The sequence below is a fragment of the Mesorhizobium sp. AA23 genome (genome assembly GCF_001672435.1).
Classification (GTDB): domain Bacteria; phylum Pseudomonadota; class Alphaproteobacteria; order Rhizobiales; family Rhizobiaceae; genus Mesorhizobium.
The window spans coordinates 1-19,535 of sequence record NZ_LYTP01000029.1 but is presented as its reverse complement, the minus strand read 5'-3'; the positions used below and the strand labels follow the sequence as shown (position 1 = coordinate 19,535).

General features: G+C 63.3%; 18 protein-coding genes, 1 tRNA gene and 2 pseudogenes. 7 read left to right on the top strand and 14 right to left on the bottom strand.

Annotated elements, in window-relative coordinates:
- Positions 1-162: 162 nt before the first annotated feature.
- Positions 163-1,128, top strand: a complete 966-nt coding sequence (locus A9K66_RS22685) for a hypothetical protein (RefSeq protein ID WP_067328051.1) — start codon at positions 163-165, stop codon at positions 1,126-1,128.
- A 5-nt stretch (positions 1,129-1,133) separates the two neighbouring features.
- On the opposite strand, the gene A9K66_RS22680 is transcribed toward A9K66_RS22685, so the two are convergent.
- The 5 genes and pseudogenes from A9K66_RS22680 to A9K66_RS22660 form a co-directional block, all read right to left on the bottom strand.
- Positions 1,134-2,075, bottom strand: a complete 942-nt coding sequence (locus A9K66_RS22680; RefSeq protein ID WP_067328050.1) for a 1-acyl-sn-glycerol-3-phosphate acyltransferase — start codon at positions 2,073-2,075, stop codon at positions 1,134-1,136.
- A 95-nt stretch (positions 2,076-2,170) separates the two neighbouring features.
- On the bottom strand, positions 2,171-4,144 hold the full coding sequence (gene thrS, locus A9K66_RS22675) for a threonine--tRNA ligase (RefSeq protein ID WP_067328049.1): 1,974 nt from the start codon (positions 4,142-4,144) through the stop codon (positions 2,171-2,173).
- 229 nt (positions 4,145-4,373) lie between these two features.
- Positions 4,374-4,565: pseudogene (locus tag A9K66_RS22670) on the bottom strand (class D beta-lactamase); the annotation flags it as partial.
- A gap of 142 nt (positions 4,566-4,707) precedes the next feature.
- On the bottom strand, positions 4,708-5,082 hold the full coding sequence (gene yidD, locus A9K66_RS22665; protein WP_067328047.1) for a membrane protein insertion efficiency factor YidD: 375 nt from the start codon (positions 5,080-5,082) through the stop codon (positions 4,708-4,710).
- 168 nt (positions 5,083-5,250) lie between these two features.
- Positions 5,251-5,697 carry an iron-sulfur cluster assembly scaffold protein gene (locus A9K66_RS22660; protein WP_067328046.1) on the bottom strand — a complete coding sequence of 149 codons (447 nt, stop codon included), beginning with the start codon at positions 5,695-5,697 and terminating at the stop codon, positions 5,251-5,253.
- Positions 5,698-5,933: 236 nt separating this feature from the next.
- Here A9K66_RS22660 and folE point away from each other — a divergent pair, with 236 nt between their 5' ends.
- The 3 genes from folE to A9K66_RS22645 all read left to right on the top strand — a co-directional run bounded on the left by folE (position 5,934) and on the right by A9K66_RS22645 (position 8,168).
- A complete protein-coding gene (gene folE, locus A9K66_RS22655; protein ID WP_067328045.1) occupies positions 5,934-6,560 on the top strand; it encodes a GTP cyclohydrolase I FolE in 627 nt (208 codons plus the stop codon).
- Between the two features lie 93 nt (positions 6,561-6,653).
- Positions 6,654-7,112, top strand: coding sequence for a phosphoribosyl-AMP cyclohydrolase (gene hisI / locus A9K66_RS22650; protein ID WP_067328415.1), 459 nt, complete (start codon positions 6,654-6,656; stop codon positions 7,110-7,112).
- Between the two features lie 84 nt (positions 7,113-7,196).
- Positions 7,197-8,168, top strand: a complete 972-nt coding sequence (locus tag A9K66_RS22645; RefSeq protein WP_067000906.1) for a patatin family protein — start codon at positions 7,197-7,199, stop codon at positions 8,166-8,168.
- 13 nt (positions 8,169-8,181) lie between these two features.
- Here the strand turns inward: A9K66_RS22645 and recJ are convergent, their stop codons facing one another.
- The 5 genes from recJ to A9K66_RS22620 form a co-directional block, all read right to left on the bottom strand.
- Positions 8,182-9,966 (bottom strand): single-stranded-DNA-specific exonuclease RecJ, encoded by a 1,785-nt coding sequence (recJ, locus tag A9K66_RS22640; RefSeq protein WP_067328044.1) that lies wholly within the window; start codon positions 9,964-9,966, stop codon positions 8,182-8,184.
- Between the two features lie 140 nt (positions 9,967-10,106).
- Complete coding sequence (gene glpX / locus A9K66_RS22635; RefSeq protein WP_082954034.1) at positions 10,107-11,090, bottom strand: class II fructose-bisphosphatase; 984 nt, start codon at positions 11,088-11,090, stop codon at positions 10,107-10,109.
- Between the two features lie 147 nt (positions 11,091-11,237).
- Positions 11,238-12,551: a homoserine dehydrogenase gene (locus A9K66_RS22630; protein WP_067328043.1), complete on the bottom strand. Its 1,314-nt coding sequence runs from the start codon at positions 12,549-12,551 to the stop codon at positions 11,238-11,240.
- Positions 12,552-12,598: 47 nt separating this feature from the next.
- A complete protein-coding gene (locus A9K66_RS22625) occupies positions 12,599-13,816 on the bottom strand; it encodes an LL-diaminopimelate aminotransferase (protein ID WP_067000132.1) in 1,218 nt (405 codons plus the stop codon).
- A 49-nt stretch (positions 13,817-13,865) separates the two neighbouring features.
- Positions 13,866-14,276 carry a hypothetical protein gene (locus A9K66_RS22620; RefSeq protein ID WP_067328042.1) on the bottom strand — a complete coding sequence of 137 codons (411 nt, stop codon included), beginning with the start codon at positions 14,274-14,276 and terminating at the stop codon, positions 13,866-13,868.
- 97 nt (positions 14,277-14,373) lie between these two features.
- Here A9K66_RS22620 and phaC point away from each other — a divergent pair, with 97 nt between their 5' ends.
- The 3 genes from phaC to A9K66_RS22605 all read left to right on the top strand — a co-directional run bounded on the left by phaC (position 14,374) and on the right by A9K66_RS22605 (position 17,925).
- Complete coding sequence (gene phaC / locus A9K66_RS22615; protein ID WP_067328041.1) at positions 14,374-16,215, top strand: class I poly(R)-hydroxyalkanoic acid synthase; 1,842 nt, start codon at positions 14,374-14,376, stop codon at positions 16,213-16,215.
- A gap of 270 nt (positions 16,216-16,485) precedes the next feature.
- The gene (locus tag A9K66_RS22610; protein ID WP_245307653.1) at positions 16,486-17,712 is read left to right on the top strand and encodes a YcbK family protein; all 1,227 of its coding nucleotides are present in this window, start codon (positions 16,486-16,488) and stop codon (positions 17,710-17,712) included.
- A gap of 138 nt (positions 17,713-17,850) precedes the next feature.
- A tRNA-Glu gene (locus A9K66_RS22605) sits at positions 17,851-17,925 on the top strand.
- A 182-nt stretch (positions 17,926-18,107) separates the two neighbouring features.
- Here A9K66_RS22605 and A9K66_RS22600 read toward each other — a convergent pair.
- The 4 genes and pseudogenes from A9K66_RS22600 to A9K66_RS22590 all read right to left on the bottom strand — a co-directional run.
- Positions 18,108-18,389 (bottom strand): hypothetical protein, encoded by a 282-nt coding sequence (locus A9K66_RS22600; RefSeq protein WP_067328039.1) that lies wholly within the window; start codon positions 18,387-18,389, stop codon positions 18,108-18,110.
- Positions 18,390-18,803: 414 nt separating this feature from the next.
- On the bottom strand, positions 18,804-19,097 hold the full coding sequence (locus A9K66_RS30490) for a hypothetical protein (protein WP_067328038.1): 294 nt from the start codon (positions 19,095-19,097) through the stop codon (positions 18,804-18,806).
- 33 nt (positions 19,098-19,130) lie between these two features.
- Entirely contained in the window at positions 19,131-19,304 is a 174-nt protein-coding gene (locus A9K66_RS30835) for a hypothetical protein (RefSeq protein WP_197507508.1), read from the bottom strand.
- Between the two features lie 82 nt (positions 19,305-19,386).
- Positions 19,387-19,535 (bottom strand): annotated as a pseudogene (locus A9K66_RS22590) (IS5/IS1182 family transposase); the annotation flags it as partial.

Genomic DNA, 19,535 nt, shown 5'->3' with positions numbered 1-19,535 from the left:
GGGCGCAAGTCTCCTAGCATTCGATTTTGAGCTGAAGCGCGCCATCGGGAGGTCGGGCGGCTCGGGCAATGGCGCAATTATACGCCGGATAAAGAGCCCTGGCGGAGGGCGGCAGGCTCTTGAGCCTTGAAATTGCCACCGCCTTGGGCTTCAACGCAAGGTATGTTTGAGGGGACTCTGCGCCTTTTCGTGGTCGGGCTCATCGCCGCGTTGCTTGCGGTGCCGGTTTCGTTCGCGCTGGCCCAGAACGCCAACGATGTCGGCAATATCAAGTTGCCGGGCATTTCGAGCTATGCGACGCCGAAGAGCGAGCGGTCGCTGGCGCTTGGCAGCGGCGGAGCGATCACCCTTTCTGCGCAACTGACCGACAAGGGCGCCGACATCACCCGCGGCATCGTCTGGCGCGTCTTCAAGCCGGAACCGGCCAGCGACGGCAAGCTGCCGATGGTCGCGTCCGCGCATGGCGGCACGGCGGTGTTCCAGCTCGACCCCGGCAGCTACCTGGTCCACGCCTCTTACGGACGGGCCGGCGCCACCAAGCGCATCACCGTCGGCAAGGACGCAAAGCGAGAGAGCCTCGTTCTCGATGCCGGCGGCTTGAAGCTCGATGCGGTGACGTCCGGCGGCGCGCACATCGCGCCAAAGAAGCTCCGCTTCGCGATCTATGAGGGCCAGGCCGAGACCAATGGCGACCGCGCGCTGATCGCCCCCGATGTCGAGCCGAACACGGTGGTGCGGCTGAATGCAGGCACCTACCATGTCGTCTCCACCTATGGCGCAGTCAACGCCGTGATCCGCTCCGATATCCGCGTCGAGGCCGGCAAGCTGACCGAGGCCACCGTCGAGCACCGCGCGGCTGAGATGACGATGAAGCTGGTGCGCGAGCCCGGCGGCGAAGCCATTGCCGACACCTCCTGGTCGCTGCTCAATGAATCCGGCGATCCGATCAAGGAAGCCGTCGGCGCCTTCGCCTCGATGGTGCTGGCCGAAGGCCAATACACCATCATCGCCAAGAACCGCGACCGCATCTACCAGAAGGATTTCACCGTCGTGGCCGGCCAGAACCAGGAAATCGAGGTCGTGGCCAACGAATCGTCCGCCATCGATCCCGAGGAGGGCGCGGACTAAGCTGCTCAGGCGGCTTTGCGCATCCGCTTGGTTAGAAACGGCGTGCGTCCGCGCCGCGCCGCCGCCGGAGCGAGATCGAAAACCGCTTGGTAGAGCCTGTCGAGCAGCGCCTTGCGGTCGCGCAACGGTTCGAGCTCGCTCCACTTCAGCACATCGCCGATGCGCACCTCGATCGCCTTGCCCGACAGCCGGGCGAATTCGCGGATTAATAGGGAGGTGCGCAGCGTCAGCGACGCCTTGCCGACGAATTTCGCCACGCGGTTGTCGCGCTCGGCCATGTTCATCGGCCCACTGACGAGATGGAACAGACGGCCGTTCTGGCCGGAGAAATGCAAAGGGATGACCGAGGCCTTGGCCTCCTGGATGAGCTTGGCCGGAAACATCTTCCACGGCAGGTCGATCGCCCGGCCGAACCCCTTCGGCGCCGTGGCGACGCCGCCGGCCGGAAAAACGACGATGGTGACGCCTGCCTTCAACAGCCGCACCGCCTCGTGGCGCACGGCCATGTTGTTCTTCAGCGCTTCCTTGGTCTCGGAAAAATCGATCGGCAGCGAATAGGCTTCCATCTCGCGGATCCTGAGCAGGTCCTTGTGGATCATGACCCGGAACGGACGGCCGAGCTGCTCGGCGAGCGACAGCACTGCAATGCCGTCGCCGATGCCGAAGGGATGGTTGGCGACGATCACCAGCGGACTAGCCGGCACATTTGCCGGCGGCCAACGGCCGGCGTGGTGCACCCTGACGTCGATCAAGTCCAGCATGCGGCTGAACACACGTTCGCCCGTTGGAGCGACCTGGCGCCGCCACAAGTCGTAGAGCACGGCAAAGCGGTCGCGGCCCGACAGGCCTTCGACGGAATGGATGAACCACCGCGTCAGCGCCGGCTGATGCCGGTTGGCGTAGGAGAGCTCGGGAAACGGCCTTCCCCGCGGTTTCAGCTTGAGCATGGCGGCTCGGTTACAAGGTTGGCGTGACAGGCGTGTGAAGATGGCGGTGGACTATGTGCCACCGCCATTCGAGAAGCGATTGGAGTTTAACGATTTTAGGCCGCGCGGCGCTTGCGGTCCGGAGAGACGGCCTCGTCCGCCAGCAATTTCACGGCGTCGCCGAGCTTCAGCGATTCCTGGTCGCGGGAGCCGAGACGGCGGACATTGACGGTTTCCTCTTCCGCCTCCCGCTTGCCGCAAACGAGAATGACCGGAACCTTGGCCAGGCTGTGCTCGCGCACCTTGTAGTTGATCTTCTCGTTGCGCAGATCGGTTTCGGCGAGCAGCCCCGCAGCCTTCAGCCGCTCGACCACTTTCGTGGCATACTCATCCGCGTCGGAGGTGATCGTCGCCACCACCACCTGCAGCGGCGCGAACCACAGCGGGAAATGGCCGGAATAGTTCTCGATCAGGATGCCGAGGAAGCGTTCCATCGAGCCGCACACCGCGCGATGCACCATGACCGGCTGCTTCTTCTCCGAATCCGAGCCGATATAGAAGGCGCCGAAGCGTTCCGGCAGGTTGAAGTCGACCTGGGTGGTGCCGCACTGCCATTCGCGGCCGATGGCGTCCTTCAGCACATATTCGAACTTCGGCCCGTAGAAGGCACCCTCGCCCGGATTGACCGAGGTCTTGATGCGATTGCCGGAGCGCGTGCGGATCGTCTCCAGCACATTGCTCATGATCGCCTCGGCATGATCCCAGGCCTCGTCTGTGCCGACGCGCTTGTCGGGCCGCGTCGACAGCTTCACCGCGACCTCGTCGAAGCCGAAATCGGCATAGGTCGACAAGATTAGATCGTTGATGCGCAGGCATTCCGCGGCGAGTTGCTCCTCGGTGCAGAAGATATGCGCATCGTCCTGCGTGAAGCCGCGCACACGCATCAGCCCATGCAGCGCGCCCGACGGTTCGTAGCGGTGCACATTGCCGAACTCCGCAAGCTTTACGGGCAGTTCACGGTAAGACTTCAACCCATGCTTGAAGATCTGCACATGGCCGGGGCAGTTCATCGGCTTCAGCGCGAAGACGCGGTCGTCGTCGGTGTCGTCACCGGCAACCGTCACCTTGAACATCGCGTCGCGATACCAGCCCCAGTGGCCGGACGTCTCCCACAGGCTCTTGTCCAGCACCTGCGGCGCGTTGACTTCCTGGTAGCCGTGCTCGTCGAGGCGGCGGCGCATGTAGTTGACCAGGTTCTGGAACATCTTCCAGCCCTTGGCGTGCCAGAAGACGACGCCCGGTCCCTCCTCCTGAAAATGGAACAAATCCATCTCGCGGCCGAGCTTGCGATGATCGCGCTTCTCGGCTTCCGCCAGCAGCAACTGGTATGCCTCGAGCTGCGCCTGGTCGGCAAAGGCGGTTCCGTAGATGCGCGTCAGCATCGGGTTGTTGGAATCGCCGCGCCAATAGGCGCCCGCCACCTTCATCAACTTGAAGGCGTTGCCGATCTGCCCGGTCGAAGCCATGTGCGGACCGCGGCAGAGATCGAACCAGTCGCCCTGCGCGTAGATCTTGATATCCTGATCCTCGGGGATAGCGTCGATCAGCTCGACCTTGTAGCGCTCGCCCTTGTCGGCAAAGACCTTCTTCGCCTTCTCGCGCGACCACACTTCCTTGGTGAACGGCCTGTTTCGGGCGATGATCTCGCGCATCTTCTTCTCGATCACCGGGAAATCGTCCGGGGTGAACGGCTCGTTGCGCGCGAAGTCGTAATAGAACCCGTTCTCGATCACCGGCCCGATGGTCACCTGCGTTCCTGGCCAAAGTTCCTGCACCGCCTCGGCCAGCACGTGCGCCGCGTCGTGGCGGATGAGTTCCAGCGCGCGCGGATCCTCGCGGGTGATGATCTCGACCTTGCCGGACCTGCCGAGCGGATCGGAAAGATCGCGGACGGTGCCGTCGAGGCTATAGGCAACAGCCTTTTTCGCCAGCGATTTGGAGATCGATTCGGCAAGGGCGGCGCCGGTCATGGCCGCGTCGTGCTCGCGGACGGAACCATCGGGAAATGTCAGGGAGACGGAATTCAGCATCAGAGTTGTCCTATCCAGTCCCGCAAACGAGCGCGGGTGGTGAATGCATGTCGCAGGAAGTGTGCTGGAGCATGCAGGGTTGGCCGGAGGCGCCAATCACTTGGACGCTGGCGGGCGGCAGTCTTTTATGAGGAGTTTCCGCCGCCGTAAAGCCGCAAGCCGTTCTATTTGATGAGCCCGGGAAGATCGTTCAGGAAGCCGCCCGCGTCGCGAGCCCCTTCGGCAAGATCGACGCCGGGCTGACGCGCTCGTCGCGGAAGCCATCCTGGCAAAGCGTCGAGCCGCTCGCCGAGTCCTCGATCAAAGTGCAGTGGATGTCTTTGAGCGGCGCCGATTGCGCCCGCATCGGCAGGCCGAGCATCCAGGCCAGCAGGAACAGAATGATGGCAATGAAGAACGGATAGCGGTCCATCTGGCGCATCGAAGCTCACTCCGGAAAAGGGATTACGCGGAGCGGCTTAGCGAGGCGTCTTGTCTCGATTTTGTCTCAAATTGGCAGTGTTTGTGCAGGCTGACGTTAACCCTACCGAATCGTAAACACGGGCTGCGAAACGCTGCCGCAGTCAGCCATCTGCGTCATCGCGCTTCCTGCCGATTTGCCAATAGCGCCACGGCATGAACCAGACATAGCGCGGCGCAAGCGTCTCCGGCACGCGGTCGATGCCATGCGTCCCGAACGGCCCGCAACGCGAGACCCGGAACAGCGCCAGCCAGCCCCCGGTCCACAATCCATGGCGGGCGATTGCCTCATGCGCGTATTCGGAACAGGTCGGCAGATGCCGGCAGCTATTGCCGACGAAGCCGGAAAGCGTCAACTGGTAGAGGCGCACGAACGACGTGCCGAGGACGCGGCCCGGCGTCTTGCGCCAGGGTCCCTGCCAGTTTCGCCCATGCCGGACCGGCCGGACGCCATGGATATGTCCTGGATGGTCTCCCATCCGCACTTCTCCGCAGCCAGCTTCCTTGTGCGTTAGATGTGGGCTTCGAGCCGGGAACGCAACGACCTTTTATCGCTCATCGCCGGGAACGCCGGACGGTCCACTCAGCAGAGCGCCGGGAAACGAAGCGAGTTCGCCATAACAGGCAAGCAGCCCAGGAGATCGCCCTCAAGCAGCCTCTCCGGCGCGCTTCTTCTCGATCTGGCCGATCGCGTCGACCACCGCATCGAAGGTCAGCATGGTCGAGGCGTGACGTGCCTTGTAGTCGCGCACCGGCTCCAGATATTTCAGATCGGCGAACCGGCCTTCCGGCGGCGCGCCGTTTTCCTTGAGCATCTTCAGCATGGTCTCGCGCACTGCGCGCAGCTCGTCGGCGTTTGCGCCGATGACATGCTGGGCCATGATCGAGGAGGATGCCTGACCAAGCGCGCAGGCCTTCACGTCATGAGCAAAATCGGTCACCACGTCGCCATCCATTTTGAGGTCGACGGTGACGGTCGAGCCGCACAGTTTGGAATGCGCTCTGGCGGTCGCATCGGGGTGGTCGAGCCGGCCGATCTTGGCGATGTTTCCGGCGAAGCTCAGGATTTTCGCATTGTAGACGTCGTCGATCATTTTTTTCCAATCCGTCGCCGCCAAGCGAACAGGCTTTGCCGCTGTTGCGTCTTCCTTTCGCTGTGCACGACCATATATAATGATGGCAGCCGGGCATCGACAAGGCAAACTCAAGCCATTGTCATTGCTCATCTGTTCACGCCGCTTACGGGCTGGAAACCGGGCGAGTTTCACCCGAAAGGTCGTGGTCCGTTCAACTCGTCCCACCTCTGAGTGGGACTACGGGAGACGCCTTTATGGATGCCGTCATCAAGAAACTCATGCCCCCTTCCTCCTATATGGAGAAGCCTGTCACCGATCGCCCAAGCGAGGCCGAGGTCGAAGCCGCCGTGCGCACGCTTTTGCGCTGGACCGGCGACAACCCTGATCGCGAGGGCCTGGTCGACACGCCGAAGCGCGTCACCAAGGCTTTTCGCGAGATGTTCAACGGCTATGACATGTGCCCGGCCGAGGAGCTTGGCCGCACTTTCGAGGAAGTGGCCGGCTATGACGATCTCGTCATCGTCAGGGACATCAAGTTCCACTCCCATTGCGAGCACCACATGGTGCCGATCATCGGCAAGGCGCATGTCGGCTACCTGCCGGACGGCAAGGTCGTGGGTCTGTCCAAGATCGCGCGCGTCGTCGACATCTTCGCCCATCGCCTGCAGACGCAGGAAGCGATGACGGCGCAGATCGCAGGCGTCATCCAGGACGTGCTCAACCCGCGCGGCGTCGCCGTCATGATCGAGGCCGAGCATATGTGCATGGCCATGCGCGGCATCCGCAAGCAGGACTCGACCACGCTCACCTCGACCTTCACCGGCGTCTTCAAGGACACGCCCGAGGAACAGGTGCGCTTCGTCACCATGGTGCGTGCCTGATCGCCGCCTGCTGCCGGCCTTCAGACCATGGTCCCGAAAAGCGGGACCCGGTTTTCGGATAAGATCATGGTCCAACAAAAAGACGAACCGGCAATGTCGGCACTGCAATTTCCCAAAGCCCCGGCAGACAAGAAGGCGCTGGAGGAAGGCACCGTCCTTTCTCCGCGCTTCGATGCTGCCGGCCTCGTGACCGTCGTCGTCACCGACGCCGGCGACGGCATGCTTTTGATGGTCGCGCATATGAATGCCGAGGCGCTGGCGCTGACGCTCGAAACCGGCATCGCCCACTACTGGTCGCGTTCCCGCAACGCGCTGTGGAAAAAGGGCGAGACATCGGGCAACGTCCAGCGCGTCGTCGAGATGCGCACGGATTGTGACCAGGACGCGATTTGGTTGAGCGTGAAAGTATTGGGCCAGGACGCAACTTGTCACACCGGTAGGCGTTCCTGCTTTTATCGGACGGTGGGGCTCACCGACGGCAAGGCGGTGCTTGCCGACGATGGCAGCAAGCCGCTGTTCGATGCGCAAGAAACGTATCGGAAGCCGGTGTGAACCATTCGATATTCACAAACCACTCATATTCACTATTCTCAAACATCCTTGTGATAGAAGGGACACGGGACAAGGGAGATCATGATGCTCGAATGGGCGTCATTGCGCAGCAGACCTGACGTTCAGGAGGCCAACGGCCTTGCATCGTCCGGCGGCGTGCTCGATCCGAAATCGGCGAAGAAGATGGGCATCTCGCTGGCGCTCGGCGGCGGCTGTGCGCGTGGCTGGGCCCATATCGGCGTGCTGCGCGCGCTGGACGAAGCCGGCATCGAAGTTTCGATGATCGCAGGCACGTCGATCGGCGCACTGGTCGGCGGCTGCTATCTTGCCGGCAAATTGGACGAACTGGAAGAGTTCGCCAGAAGCCTGACCAAGCGGCGCCTCTTCGGACTGCTCGATCTCAATCTGCGCGGCAGCGGCCTGTTCGGCGGCATGAAGCTCGATGCGCGGCTGCGCGAACATGTCGACGGTATCCGTTTTGAGGAACTGTCGAAGCCCTTCGTCGCCGTCGCTTCCGAAATCCGCACCGGCCACGAAATCTGGCTGTCGAAAGGTTCGCTCATCACCGCCATGCGCGCGTCCTACGCGTTGCCCGGCGTCTTCGAGCCCGTAAACTGCAACGGGCGCGTGCTGGTCGACGGCGCGCTGGTCAATCCGGTGCCGGTCTCGGTCTGCCGTGCTTACGAACAGCCGCTGGTCGTTGCCGTCAACCTCCACTACGATCTGTTTGGGCGTGCCGCGGTGATCAAGCACAGCGCGGGCGAACTCGTCATCGAGAACGACGCGCCGCGTCCCGGTCAGGTCAATCCCCAGCACCCGCCGCACCAGACCCGCCTCGGCATCACCGGCGTCATGGTCGAGGCCTTCAACATCATCCAGGACCGGATTTCGCGCGCCAGGCTCGCCGGCGATCCGCCCGACATGTCGCTGCAGCCGAAGCTCAGCCATATCGGACTGACCGAGTTCCACCGCGCCGACGAGGCGATCCGCATCGGCTATCAGGCGACCATGTCCCAGATCAGCGAATTGCGGCGGCTGCAGACGGTGCTCGCCTGATCCGAAGCGTCAGTCAAGCAATCGCGGCATCTGTGATGCGGAATTGCACTGAGCGGTTGCCGTTCCAGTAATTGCCCGACAGCGAACCGGCTATGTGCACGGTCTTGCCCCTGTTCTTGAACAGGAATTCGCCGAGCGCGGTGTCGACGGCGCGGAACGCGATCGCCTGGAGGTTGCCGCCGCTTTGCGACTGCAGGTCGGCGCGGATGTGGTTGGTGCCGATCGGCCGCGCATCGATAAGTCTGTGGCGCGGCAGCACAAACACCGGCGCGATGTGTCCGGCGCCGAACGGGCCGGCTTTCTCCAGCGCGTCGAGAAGCGCCAGCGTCGCGCCCTCGGCGGCTAAGGCGCCGTCAATCGCGAGGCTTTCCTCGCTCTGCAGCCGGAACACATCCGCCGCAGCGCGCTCCTCGAAGAAAGCCCGAAGCGCGCCGAGCTTGGCACGTTCCACGGTGATGCCTGCCGCCATGCCGTGACCGCCGCCCTTGGCGATCAGCCCGGCCTGCGCCGCCTCGCGCACCAGCCGGCCGAGATCGAAACCGGAGACCGAGCGCCCCGAGCCGGTGCCGATCCCATTGGCATTGAAGGCGATGGCGAAAGCGGGACGGCGCGCATGTTCCTTGAGCCGCGAGGCCAGCAGCCCGACGATGCCGGGATGCCAGCTGTTGCTGGCGGTCACGACGATGCCAGGGCCGGTGCCGCCGGCAAGCTCCGCGTCGGCCTCGGCGCGCGCCTGCGCCAGCATCTCCAGTTCCATCTGCTGCCGTTCCTGGTTCAGCCGGTCGAGCGTCTCGGCAATGCTTGCGGCTTCAACGGGATCCTCGGTGGCAAGCAGCCTGCTGCCGAGCGCGGCATCGCCGATGCGCCCGCCGGCATTGATGCGCGGCCCGATCAGATAGGCGAGATGGAAGGTATTTATCGGCTCGCCGATGCGCGAGACCCGCGCAAGCGCCGCCAGCCCCTCATTCTTCTGCTGGCGCGCCACCTGCAGGCCCTTGACTACGAAAGCGCGGTTGACGCCGGTGAGCGGCACCACGTCGCAAACGGTCGCCAGCGCGGCGAGGTCGAGCAGCGAAAGCAGATCGACCGGCGCGACGTTTGGTAACCGTTCGCGAAGCGCCTTCGCCGTCTGCACCAGGCACAGGAAGACCACACCGGCGGCGCAGAGATGCCCCTGCCCCGAAAGGTCGTCCTCCCGGTTCGGATTGACCACCGCATCCGCCGCCGGCAGCGGTCCGCCGACTTGGTGATGGTCGAGCACCACGACATCCGCGCCGGCTTCTTTCGCTGCCCCGATCGACACGGCGCTGTTGGTGCCGCAGTCGACGGTGACGATCAGCTTCGCGCCGCGCGAGATCAGTTCGCGCATGGCTTCCGGATTCGGACCGTATCCTTCGAAGATGCGGTCGGGGATATAGATCTCGGACGACACCGAAAAATGCGCCAGAAAGCGCTTCAGCAGCGCCGACGATGCGGCGCCGTCGACATCGTAGTCGCCGAAGATCGCGACCTTCTCGCCGGCCACGACCGCATCCGCGATGCGCGCCGCCGCCTTCTCCATGTCGGTCAGCGAGGCCGGGTTCGGCAAAAGCTCGCGAATGGTCGGATCGAGGAAGCGCTCGGTCTGCTCGACCGTCACGCCGCGCCCAGCCAGCACCCTTGCGACGATGTCCGGCACGCCATGACCCTGCGCGATGGCCAAAGCGGCCATGTCCTGCCGCTCGGTCAGCCGGTGCTCCCACGAAACACCGGTCGCCGACTGCCTGACATCGAGGAAGAAGCGTCTCTCGCCCATCATGAGACGCGCCGTCTGCACACCATCCTTCGGCAGATATCAAGATGCGACAGCCCTAGCAATTGCGGGAAAGCGAACCACCCCGGAAAACTGTGGAAGGTCGCTCCGACCGTAATTGCGCGAAAGTGTCTACAAGGACGAAATCAGAACTTTTCCAGATCCTGGTGACGCGCCTTGATCTCGCGCACTGTGCGCGAGGACGAGCGCAGCACGATGGTGTGAGTGGTGATGAAGGTGCGCCCGAACTTCACCCCGCCGAGCAGATTGCCGTCGGTGACGCCGGTCGCCGCGAACAGCACGTCGCCGCGCGCCATGTCCTGCGCGCGATAGACCCGCTTCGGATCCGAAATGCCCATCTTTTCGGCCCGTGCAATCTTCTCCGGCGTGTCGAGGATCAGCCGGCCCTGCATCTGTCCGCCCGTGCAGCGAAGCGCCGCCGCGGCCAGCACCCCTTCCGGCGCGCCGCCGGTGCCGAGATAGATGTCGATGCCGGTCTCTTCCGGATCGGTGGTGTGGATGACGCCGGCGACGTCGCCGTCGCCGATCAGCCGGATGGCGGCGCCCGTGGCCCGCACCGCGTCGATCAGCTTGGCATGGCGCGGCCGGTCGAGGATGCAGGCGGTGATGTCGGGCACCGCCACGCCCTTGGCCTTGGCGAGATTGGCGATGTTCTCGGCCGGCGGCGCGTCGATGTCGATCAGGCTGTCCGGGTATCCCGGCCCGATGGCGATCTTGTCCATGTAGACGTCGGGCGCGAACAGCAGGCTGCCCTTTTCCGCGATGGCGATGACGGCAAGCGCGTTGGGAAGGTTCTTGGCGCAGATCGTCGTGCCTTCGAGCGGATCGAGCGCGATGTCGACCGCTGGGCCTTTGCCGGTGCCGACCTCTTCGCCGATATAGAGCATCGGCGCCTCGTCGCGCTCGCCCTCGCCGATGACCACGGTACCCTTGATGGCCAACCGGTTGAGTTCCTGGCGCATCGCATCGACCGCGACCTGGTCGGCCCCCTTCTCATCGCCGCGACCGCGCAGCCTGGCAGCGGCGACCGCGGCCCTTTCGGTCACACGCACCACTTCCATGGTGAGGATACGATCGAGGCCGGCTGCGATGTTTTGGGCCATGTTCATGGATGGGCATTCCTCGTTGAAACTGCGCTGTGCCTCCCGCCCGAAGCGCGCTTCTTCTCGCAAAGCTCCATGACAACGGCAAGACTTGCCATTTCAATTTTTGAAATGGCAGCAATATCAATCGATTAAACGTGAATATGACTCGAGCTATTCCGCCCGCTCGATGCGGATCACCTGCGGCTTGTCGGTGAGATGGCCGTCCTTGGTGACGCCTTCGACCGCCTTGCGCACCGCCGCTTCCGTTGTCTCGTGGGTGACGAGGATGACCGTCTTTTGCTCTTCGGTTGCCGGCCCGGCGGCCTGCTGGACGATCGATTCCAGTGAAATATCGTTGTCGGCCATGCGCTTGGCGATCGCCGCGAAGACGCCGATGCGGTCGTGCACAGTGAGCCGGATGAAATAGCCGCCGGCATGGCTGCGCATCTGCGCTTTCCTGTAGGGCTTCAATTCCTTCGCCGGCCAGCCGAAGACCGGCCCGTGCTGGAAGCCCGGCCGGCTCTTGGCGATATCGGCAATGTCGCCGACCACCGCCGAGGCGGTGGCATTGCCGCCGGCGCCGGGGCCGGAGAGCAAAAGCTCGCCCAGGATGTCGGTCTCGATCGCCACGGCATTGGTGACGCCATGCACCTGCGCGATGACCGAGGCCGTCGGCACCATGGTCGGATGCACGCGCTGCTCGATGCCGCTGTCGGTGCGCTGCGCGACGCCGAGCAGCTTGATGCGATAGCCGAGCTCGGCTGCGGCGCGAATGTCGGCCTGGGTGATGTTGGAGATGCCCTCCATGTAAATGTCGTTGGCGGCGATCTTCGTGCCGAACGCAAGGCTGGTCAGGATCGACAGCTTGTGCGCCGTGTCATGGCCTTCGATGTCGAAGGTCGGGTCCGCTTCGGCATAGCCGAGGCGCTGCGCGTCCTTGAGGCAGGCATCGAAAGAGATGCCTTCGGCCTCCATGCGGGTCAGAATGTAGTTGCAGGTGCCGTTGAGGATACCGAAGACGCGGGTGACCTGGTTGCCGGCCATCGCCTCGCGCATCGTCTTGATGACCGGGATGCCGCCGGCCACCGCAGCCTCGTAGTTGAGCAGCACGCCCTTCTTCTCGGCGATCTCGGCGAGTTGCACGCCGTGCTTGGCCAACAGCGCCTTGTTGGCCGTCACGACATGGCGGCCGGCCTCGAGCGCCGCCTTCACCGATGCACGCGCTGGCCCTTCGTCGCCGCCGATCAGCTCGACGAAGACATCAATGTCGGCCTTCTCGGCCATCTTCGCGGCATCGTCGAACCATTTGGTGTCGCCCAGATCGACACCGCGGTCCCGCTTCGGATCGCGCGCCGAAACCGCTGTGACGACAATGTCGCGACCGCACTGGCGGGTGAGCTCGGCGGCCTTGTCGTTGAGCACGCGCGCCACCGAGGCGCCCACCGTGCCAAGGCCGGCAATTCCAACACGCAACGCTTCAGCCATGTCCGGCGACGCCCCTCAAAGATTGGTCGGTGTGATGTGCGGTGAATTCAGCGGCGCGCGGTGAGCGGCACAACATTGTTGGGCTGCTTGGCGGTCGAGGCCAGGAAGCGCTTGATGTTGCGCGCCGCCTGGCGGATCCGGTGCTCGTTCTCGACCAGCGCCACACGAACGAAATCGTCGCCGTGCTCACCGAAGCCGATGCCCGGCGCCACCGCCACGTCGGCGTGCTCGATGAGCAGCTTGGAGAATTCGAGCGAGCCGAGCTGGCGGAACTGTTCCGGGATCGGCGCCCAGGCGAACATCGAGGCCGCCGGCGCCGGAATGGTCCAGCCGGCACGGCCGAAGGAATCGACCATCACATCGCGCCGCTTGTGATAGACCTCGCGCACCTCGGCGATGTCGGCACCGTCGCCGTTGAGCGCATGCGCCGCCGCCACCTGGATCGGCGTGAAGGCGCCGTAGTCGAGATAGGATTTGACGCGCGTCAGCGCCGCGATCAGCCGCTCGTTGCCGACCGCGAAGCCCATGCGCCAGCCGGGCATGGAAAAAGTCTTCGACATCGAGGTGAACTCGACGCAGACATCCATCGCCCCTGGAACCTGGAGCACCGAAGGCGGCGGATTGCCGTCGAAATAGATCTCGGAATAGGCAAGGTCCGACAGGATGATGATGTCGTTCTTCTTCGCGAAGGCGACCACGTCCTTGTAGAAATCGAGCGAGGCGACAAGCGCCGTCGGGTTCGACGGATAGTTGAGGATCAGCGCCAGCGGCCTCGGAATCGAGTGGCGGATGCCGCGCTCGACCGCCGGGATGAAGCCGTCATCCGGTTCCACCTGCAGCGACCGGATGACGCCGCCCGACATGATGAAGCCGAAGGCGTGGATCGGATAGGTCGGATTGGGGCACAGGATGACGTCGCCGGGCGCGGTGATCGCCTGCGCCATGTTGGCAAAGCCCTCCTTCGAGCCGAGCGTCGCCACCACTTGCGTGTCGGGATTGAGCTTCACGCCGAAGCGGCGGGCATAGTAGTTCGCCTGGGCCCGGCGCAGGCCCGGAATGCCGCGCGAGGACGAATAGCGATGCGTGCGCGGATCGCGCACCACTTCGCATAATTTGTCGACGATGGCCTTCGGCGTCGGCAGGTCCGGATTGCCCATGCCAAGGTCGATGATGTCGGCACCGCGCGAGCGGGCGCTGGCCTTCAGCCGATTCACCTGCTCGAACACGTAAGGCGGAAGCCGGCGGACCTTGTGAAATTCTTCCATTGGAGTTCCAGACGATCAAAGGGGGCGCTTTTCGGCGCGCGATATAGACCTAATTGCAGTTAGGGTCGAGGGCAGGATCGCATTTGCCTTCGATCTGCTTCAGCGCGTCGTCGCCATGCGTCCTGGCGAGCGTGTTCAGCGCCGCCGTATTGGCGGCTGGCTTCGCGCGGCCGCCCTTGGCGAGCTGCGCCTGCTGCTCGGCCTTGAGCTGGGCAAGCTTGGCGGCAGTCTCTTCCTTCGTCAGCTGCTTGGCGGCTACCGGCGGCGGAATGTTGAGGTTCGGATAGGAGCCGGTGTCCTTCGGCCCCTCGGTCACCGCGGTCGGCCTCGCATTGTTGGTGTTGCTGCTGGTCTCGCAGCCGCCCGCGAGCAACGGCGTGCATAGCACCGCGGCTGCGGCGGCGATGCGGCAAATCGAACCGGCGCCGAGAAAATAAGTCCCGCCAACATTAATCGTCATATTGTTTTCCTGGCAGCCGGGTTAGAGCGTGTTGGACCCGGTCAGATGTCCCATGGTAATATGTCAAGAAAACGCTCCGGGAGGAACCCCGCGAACCATGTCCAAAACGCCCGATTCGGACAAAGCGGAAAATGGCGGACCTTCGACCGTCGAGCAATATCTGGTGAAAGATCCCGAACGCTTCGCGTTGAACATGGCGCGCATGATCGAGCAGGCCGGCAAGGCGGCCTCCGCCTGGGCCGAGCCGCGCGAAAAGGGCGAGGTGCGCGACCACGTCGCCGAACCCGTGGTCGACATGGTCAAGACCTTCTCCAAGCTCTCGGAGTACTGGCTGGCCGACCCGCAGCGCGCGCTGGAAGCGCAGACGCGGCTTTTCGCCGGCTATATGACGGTCTGGGCGAACGCCATCCAGAAGGTCAGCCCGAGCCCCAACGCCGAAGCCCCCGAGGACGCGGTCAAGCCCGAGCGCGGCGACAAGCGCTTCCAGGATCCGGAATGGGGCCGCAATGCCTTCTTCGACTTCCTGAAACAGGCCTATCTCGTCACCTCGCGCTGGGCCTCCGATCTCGTCGATCATGCCGAGGGCCTCGACGAGCACACCCGCCACAAGGCGAGCTTCTACGTCAAGCAAGTGTCCAACGCCATCGCGCCGTCGAATTTCATTCTGACCAATCCCGAGCTGTTCCGCGAGACCGTCGCCTCCAACGGCGAGAATTTGGTGCGCGGCATGAAGATGTTGGCCGAGGACATCGCCGCCGGCAGGGGCGACCTGAAGCTGCGCCAGGCGGACTACGCGCCGTTCGAGATCGGCAAGAACATCGCCACGACACCCGGCAAGGTCATCGGCCGCAGCGATGTCGCCGAGATCATCCAATACGATCCGACGACGGAGACGGTGCTGAAGCGCCCCCTGCTCATTTGCCCGCCGTGGATCAATAAATACTATATCCTCGACCTCAACCCGCAGAAATCCTTCATCCGCTGGGCCATCGAGCAGGGCCACACGGTCTTCGTCATCTCCTGGATCAACCCGGACGAGCGCCACGGCGCCAAAGGCTGGGAGGCCTATATCCGCGAGGGCCTGCAATATGGCCTCGACATGGTCGAGAAGGCGACCGGCGAGAAGGAGGTCAACGCCATCGGCTATTGCGTCGGCGGCACGCTATTGGCCGCGGCGCTCGCGCTGCTGGCGCAGGAAGGCGACCACCGCATCAGGTCGGCGACCTTCTTCACCACTCAGGTCGACTTCACCTATGCCGGCGATCTCAAGGTTTTCGTCGACGAGGACCAGGTTGCCGCGGTCGAGCGCTCGATGAGCGAAAAGGGCTATCTCGACGGCACCAAGATGGCGACCGCCTTCAACATGCTGCGCTCGGGCGACCTGATCTGGCCTTATGTCATCAACAACTATATGCGCGGCAAGGACCCCCTGCCCTTCGACCTGCTCTACTGGAATGCCGATTCTACCCGCATGGCGGCGGCCAACCATTCCTTCTATCTGCGCAATTGCTATCTCGAGAACAATCTCTCCCGCGGCACGATGGAGCTTGCCGGCCGCACCGTCTCGCTGGCCGACATCACGATCCCTGTCTACAACCTCGCCACGAAGGAAGACCACATCGCGCCGGCGCTTTCGGTGTTCCTCGGATCGCGCTATTTCGGTGGCGACGTCGAATATGTCATGGCGGGCTCCGGCCACATCGCCGGCGTCGTCAATCCGCCGGCGGCGCACAAGTACCAGTACTGGACCGGCGGCAAGCCGGTGGGGGATTTCAGCACCTGGTTCGCCGGCGCGCACGAGCATGCCGGCTCATGGTGGACGCACTGGCAGCACTGGATCGAAAGCCAGGACAACATCCATGTGCCCGCCCGCAAACCGGGCAAGCGTATGAAAACCTTGGGGGACGCGCCGGGCACCTATGTCAAGGTGCGTGTGTAACCGGCTGTAATGTCTGGTGAGTTGACGGGCCGCCCAAACAGGGCGAAATGGTGATGTTAATCGTTTTCGTAGCCTCAGCTCGCCTGCAGACAAACAATAAATCCGAGGCTTTGCAGATCGATACAGATCCCGTTTCCGGTTCGGGAACAGGAGGTCGCCGCCAGAGGCACTGGAGTGCTGCGGCGACGATGTACGGACCGGATGCCGAGGGGGAATTTTATTTTGAAATCAGCAGGTTGGCGCCTCGCACGAAGGGAAAGCCGCAGCATCGTGGCAGCGCTTTTATCCGTGCTTCTGGCCTCCTGCACCTCGACCGGGGACCCCACGATGTCGGTCGTCACGCCCGCCTACAATTCAACCGCCACAGAGATGAGCGCGGCTTCCAGCGCCCAGTCCGAGGCGTCGGCCGATTCGACCTCGCAGGCGGCGTCGACCTCCCCGGCATCCCCAGAGGCGGCATCGACCGTGATGGGCGAAGACGACAAACCGTTGCCTGAAAAAGTCGCCTATTTGCCGGAAACCCGGCCCGGAGCAGCCTTCCCCGCGGTAGCGGTTCCTGCTGACGCCGGCTCGATCGCCGGCAACACGCCGCAACCGCTGGTACATCCGCCGCAGACGGCAGAGGAGACGAAAGCGGCCGCCGACAAAGTCGCTGCCGGCGATGCCGCCGCGGTCGCATCGCAAGCGCAGGCGACCGTGCAGGCGATGAGCAAAGGCGTCTACGTGACAGCGGGCGAGCCCCGGCAGCAGCCGATCGCCGCGCCGAAGAAGGGGCTGTTTGCTTCTCTGTTCAGCACCACGCCGGCCTCGGCCGCGCCTGCCCCGCTGATCAACACGCGCTCCAGCGACCAGCCCGCCGCCCAGGCCAAGACCACGTTGCCGGCGACAAAGCCGATCGTCACCCTCGCCTCCGCGACCCCGGGCGACAAGCCGGTGCAACTGGCTTCCCTCGGTGACGACAGCAGCAACCACATCACCGGCGCCGATGCCTTGCCCGGCGTGCGCCAGACGGCGCTGTTCGAGATCAAGCGCAAGTCCGGCATCGACGACGAGAGCGACGTCGATCTCAACGAGGACGAAGGCGGCGGCTCCTACCAGGTGGCGTCGGCCGCCGGTATGGCAAGGCTCGCGCCCAACGGGCTCTTGAGACAGAACGAAAGTGTCGACGTCGCCTGCCTGAAGCCTTCGCTGGTGCGCGTGCTGAAGACGATCGAGGGTCATTTCGGCCGCAAGATGATCGTCACCTCCGGCTATCGCGACCCTGCCCGCAACCGCCGCGCCAACGGCGCCAAGAACTCGCTGCACATGTATTGCGCTGCCGCCGACATCCAGGTGCCCGGCGTCTCCAAGTGGGAGCTGGCGAGCTATGTGCGGTCGATGCCCGGCCGCGGCGGCGTCGGAACCTACTGCCACACCGAATCCGTCCATGTCGACGTCGGCCCCGAGCGCGACTGGAACTGGCGCTGCCGCCGGCGCGGCGGCGGTGGCGACAACTAAGCGGCTTACCTGCTTCGGTCGAACTGTTTTCCGGTTGCCAAACATGCGTTTTGCAGGCTCGCGAAAAAAGTTGTCGCATGTGGCGGCAGATGGGTTGCCGGTTGCGAACAACGCAATTATAAGCCGCTTCGTCTGAGCGCGCCCATCGTCTAGCGGTTAGGACACCGCCCTTTCACGGCGGTAACAGGGGTTCGATTCCCCTTGGGCGTACCAGCAGATGTCAGCGACTTAGCACCCTCTCCCGGCAAATCATCCAATAAGCGTCAAATAGCGACTGCGTATTACGGCCGACGGTGACCGCGAAATGGCCCGCTCTGAGAATCCGTGGCGGCTCCTGTCATCCGTTCGCGCTTTTCATAACGTGAACGCCTTCCAGCGCTCCATCGAGCCAGACATTATGGCTCAAGGAGTGCGAAACCATATAGCGCCCACAACTGCTCACATTCTCTCGCCCTGAGGCTCGGTGTTCCTGCTTTTCCGTAAAACACCATCGCTCCGCGAACTCCGTATCCAAGCACGGATGCATTCGCAACGAACTGGATAGCTTGCCCCAGGCGCATGGTGCCGATCTTGGCATCAGTCTTGTTGGCGAGGTCGACGATTCCAAGGATCTCAGCGTCAGTGTTCCTGGCTTCGAGAACAGCATCCGAAGTCGCACTGGTGACGCTAAAAGGCATCGTATTAGCCTCTGCTAATAATAACAGCGAACTAACGCGTCTTGTTCCCGAGGATCGACAGGCCCGGCCACCGAGGTCGCCGGGAATTGCCTCGTATTTTAGCGACATCTGAAACAAAGGGATTTCGCGAGCGTTTAAAGCTCCACAAAGGAGCTTCGACGATGGACCCGGCTACGGCAGCGGTGATGGTTTTGCTTTTGTGCAGCCCAGGCGAGGCTTCGATCTGCAAACCGCTTAATACGGCGCCTCGGGTTTTCGCCTCCCTCAACGAATGCCGTGTCACATTGGAAGCTGAACTCGCCGGCGCTCCTAGCGGAAGAATGGTCGGCCGATGCCAGGTCGTCGATCCGACCATCACGGGCTCTTTGCCAGCCGGCTATACGACAGTTACGGTTACGCGCGGCGACAGCAATGTCAGGTATATTGTTCCGTACAAGGAATAGCCGGGCCACCTGAGCAGCCGAGCCTCGTCCGAAGAGTATCGATCAGCAGCCCGTCTATTTCCGCCGCCAAACATTCTCCACCCGAACCAAGACGAAGCCAGTGGCGTGGGTCGATCTCAATCCGGTAGGAATCGCCGTGCAGGGCTTCCATCGTATGGGCCAGGAATCGCGCAGCAAGATCGACTTGGGCCAGCTTCGCCTTGACCTCTGCGGCTCCGTCGGCGACGGCATCGGCACGCTGCGGAATTGTCCTCCTGCCGAACAAGGGCGGCTTAGCCGGCTCTACGCTGAAACTTCGTCAGATACCGTCCCAAGTGTTGGAAGAAAGATACTTGGTGGTCGGCATAACTGCCCAGCCAAGATCCATTTGCATTTCGCGTGGCGGGCCGTTCAGCATCCGCGTCGTTTTTTGGGCATCATGCGCATATTTCAGGGCCGCTCCCATGCGGTTGAGCGTTTTTAAGATCGACATGGCTCATCATCCTTCCATGTGCCGAAGCCGTCCCGCGAGCGATCTTCGGCTGCTTTCGATCGGTACTAGGCTGAATCGACATTCAGCGCATCCATAACATAGCTGCGGCGAGATGGGTGAAGGCGAGGAAGTGGCCGGCGCGACGATCGAAGCGTGTGGCGAAGCGTCTGAAATGCTTGAGCTTGTTGAAGCAGCGTTCGATGCGGTTGCGGGTCTTGTAGAGAACGATGT

Excerpts from the sequence above, each read along its gene's own strand:
- A9K66_RS22685 (WP_067328051.1), top strand. The coding sequence starts at position 163 with ATGTTTGAGGGGACTCTGCGCCTTTTCGTGGTCGGGCTCATCGCCGCG.
- A9K66_RS22680 (WP_067328050.1), bottom strand. The coding sequence starts at position 2,075 with ATGCTCAAGCTGAAACCGCGGGGAAGGCCGTTTCCCGAGCTCTCCTAC.
- thrS (WP_067328049.1), bottom strand. The coding sequence starts at position 4,144 with ATGCTGAATTCCGTCTCCCTGACATTTCCCGATGGTTCCGTCCGCGAG.
- yidD (WP_067328047.1), bottom strand. The coding sequence starts at position 5,082 with ATGGGAGACCATCCAGGACATATCCATGGCGTCCGGCCGGTCCGGCAT.
- A9K66_RS22660 (WP_067328046.1), bottom strand. The coding sequence starts at position 5,697 with ATGATCGACGACGTCTACAATGCGAAAATCCTGAGCTTCGCCGGAAAC.
- folE (WP_067328045.1), top strand. The coding sequence starts at position 5,934 with ATGGATGCCGTCATCAAGAAACTCATGCCCCCTTCCTCCTATATGGAG.
- hisI (WP_067328415.1), top strand. The coding sequence starts at position 6,654 with ATGTCGGCACTGCAATTTCCCAAAGCCCCGGCAGACAAGAAGGCGCTG.
- A9K66_RS22645 (WP_067000906.1), top strand. The coding sequence starts at position 7,197 with ATGCTCGAATGGGCGTCATTGCGCAGCAGACCTGACGTTCAGGAGGCC.
- recJ (WP_067328044.1), bottom strand. The coding sequence starts at position 9,966 with ATGATGGGCGAGAGACGCTTCTTCCTCGATGTCAGGCAGTCGGCGACC.
- glpX (WP_082954034.1), bottom strand. The coding sequence starts at position 11,090 with ATGAACATGGCCCAAAACATCGCAGCCGGCCTCGATCGTATCCTCACC.
- A9K66_RS22630 (WP_067328043.1), bottom strand. The coding sequence starts at position 12,551 with ATGGCTGAAGCGTTGCGTGTTGGAATTGCCGGCCTTGGCACGGTGGGC.
- A9K66_RS22625 (WP_067000132.1), bottom strand. The coding sequence starts at position 13,816 with ATGGAAGAATTTCACAAGGTCCGCCGGCTTCCGCCTTACGTGTTCGAG.
- A9K66_RS22620 (WP_067328042.1), bottom strand. The coding sequence starts at position 14,276 with ATGACGATTAATGTTGGCGGGACTTATTTTCTCGGCGCCGGTTCGATT.
- phaC (WP_067328041.1), top strand. The coding sequence starts at position 14,374 with ATGTCCAAAACGCCCGATTCGGACAAAGCGGAAAATGGCGGACCTTCG.
- A9K66_RS22600 (WP_067328039.1), bottom strand. The coding sequence starts at position 18,389 with ATGCCTTTTAGCGTCACCAGTGCGACTTCGGATGCTGTTCTCGAAGCC.
- A9K66_RS30835 (WP_197507508.1), bottom strand. The coding sequence starts at position 19,304 with ATGTCGATCTTAAAAACGCTCAACCGCATGGGAGCGGCCCTGAAATAT.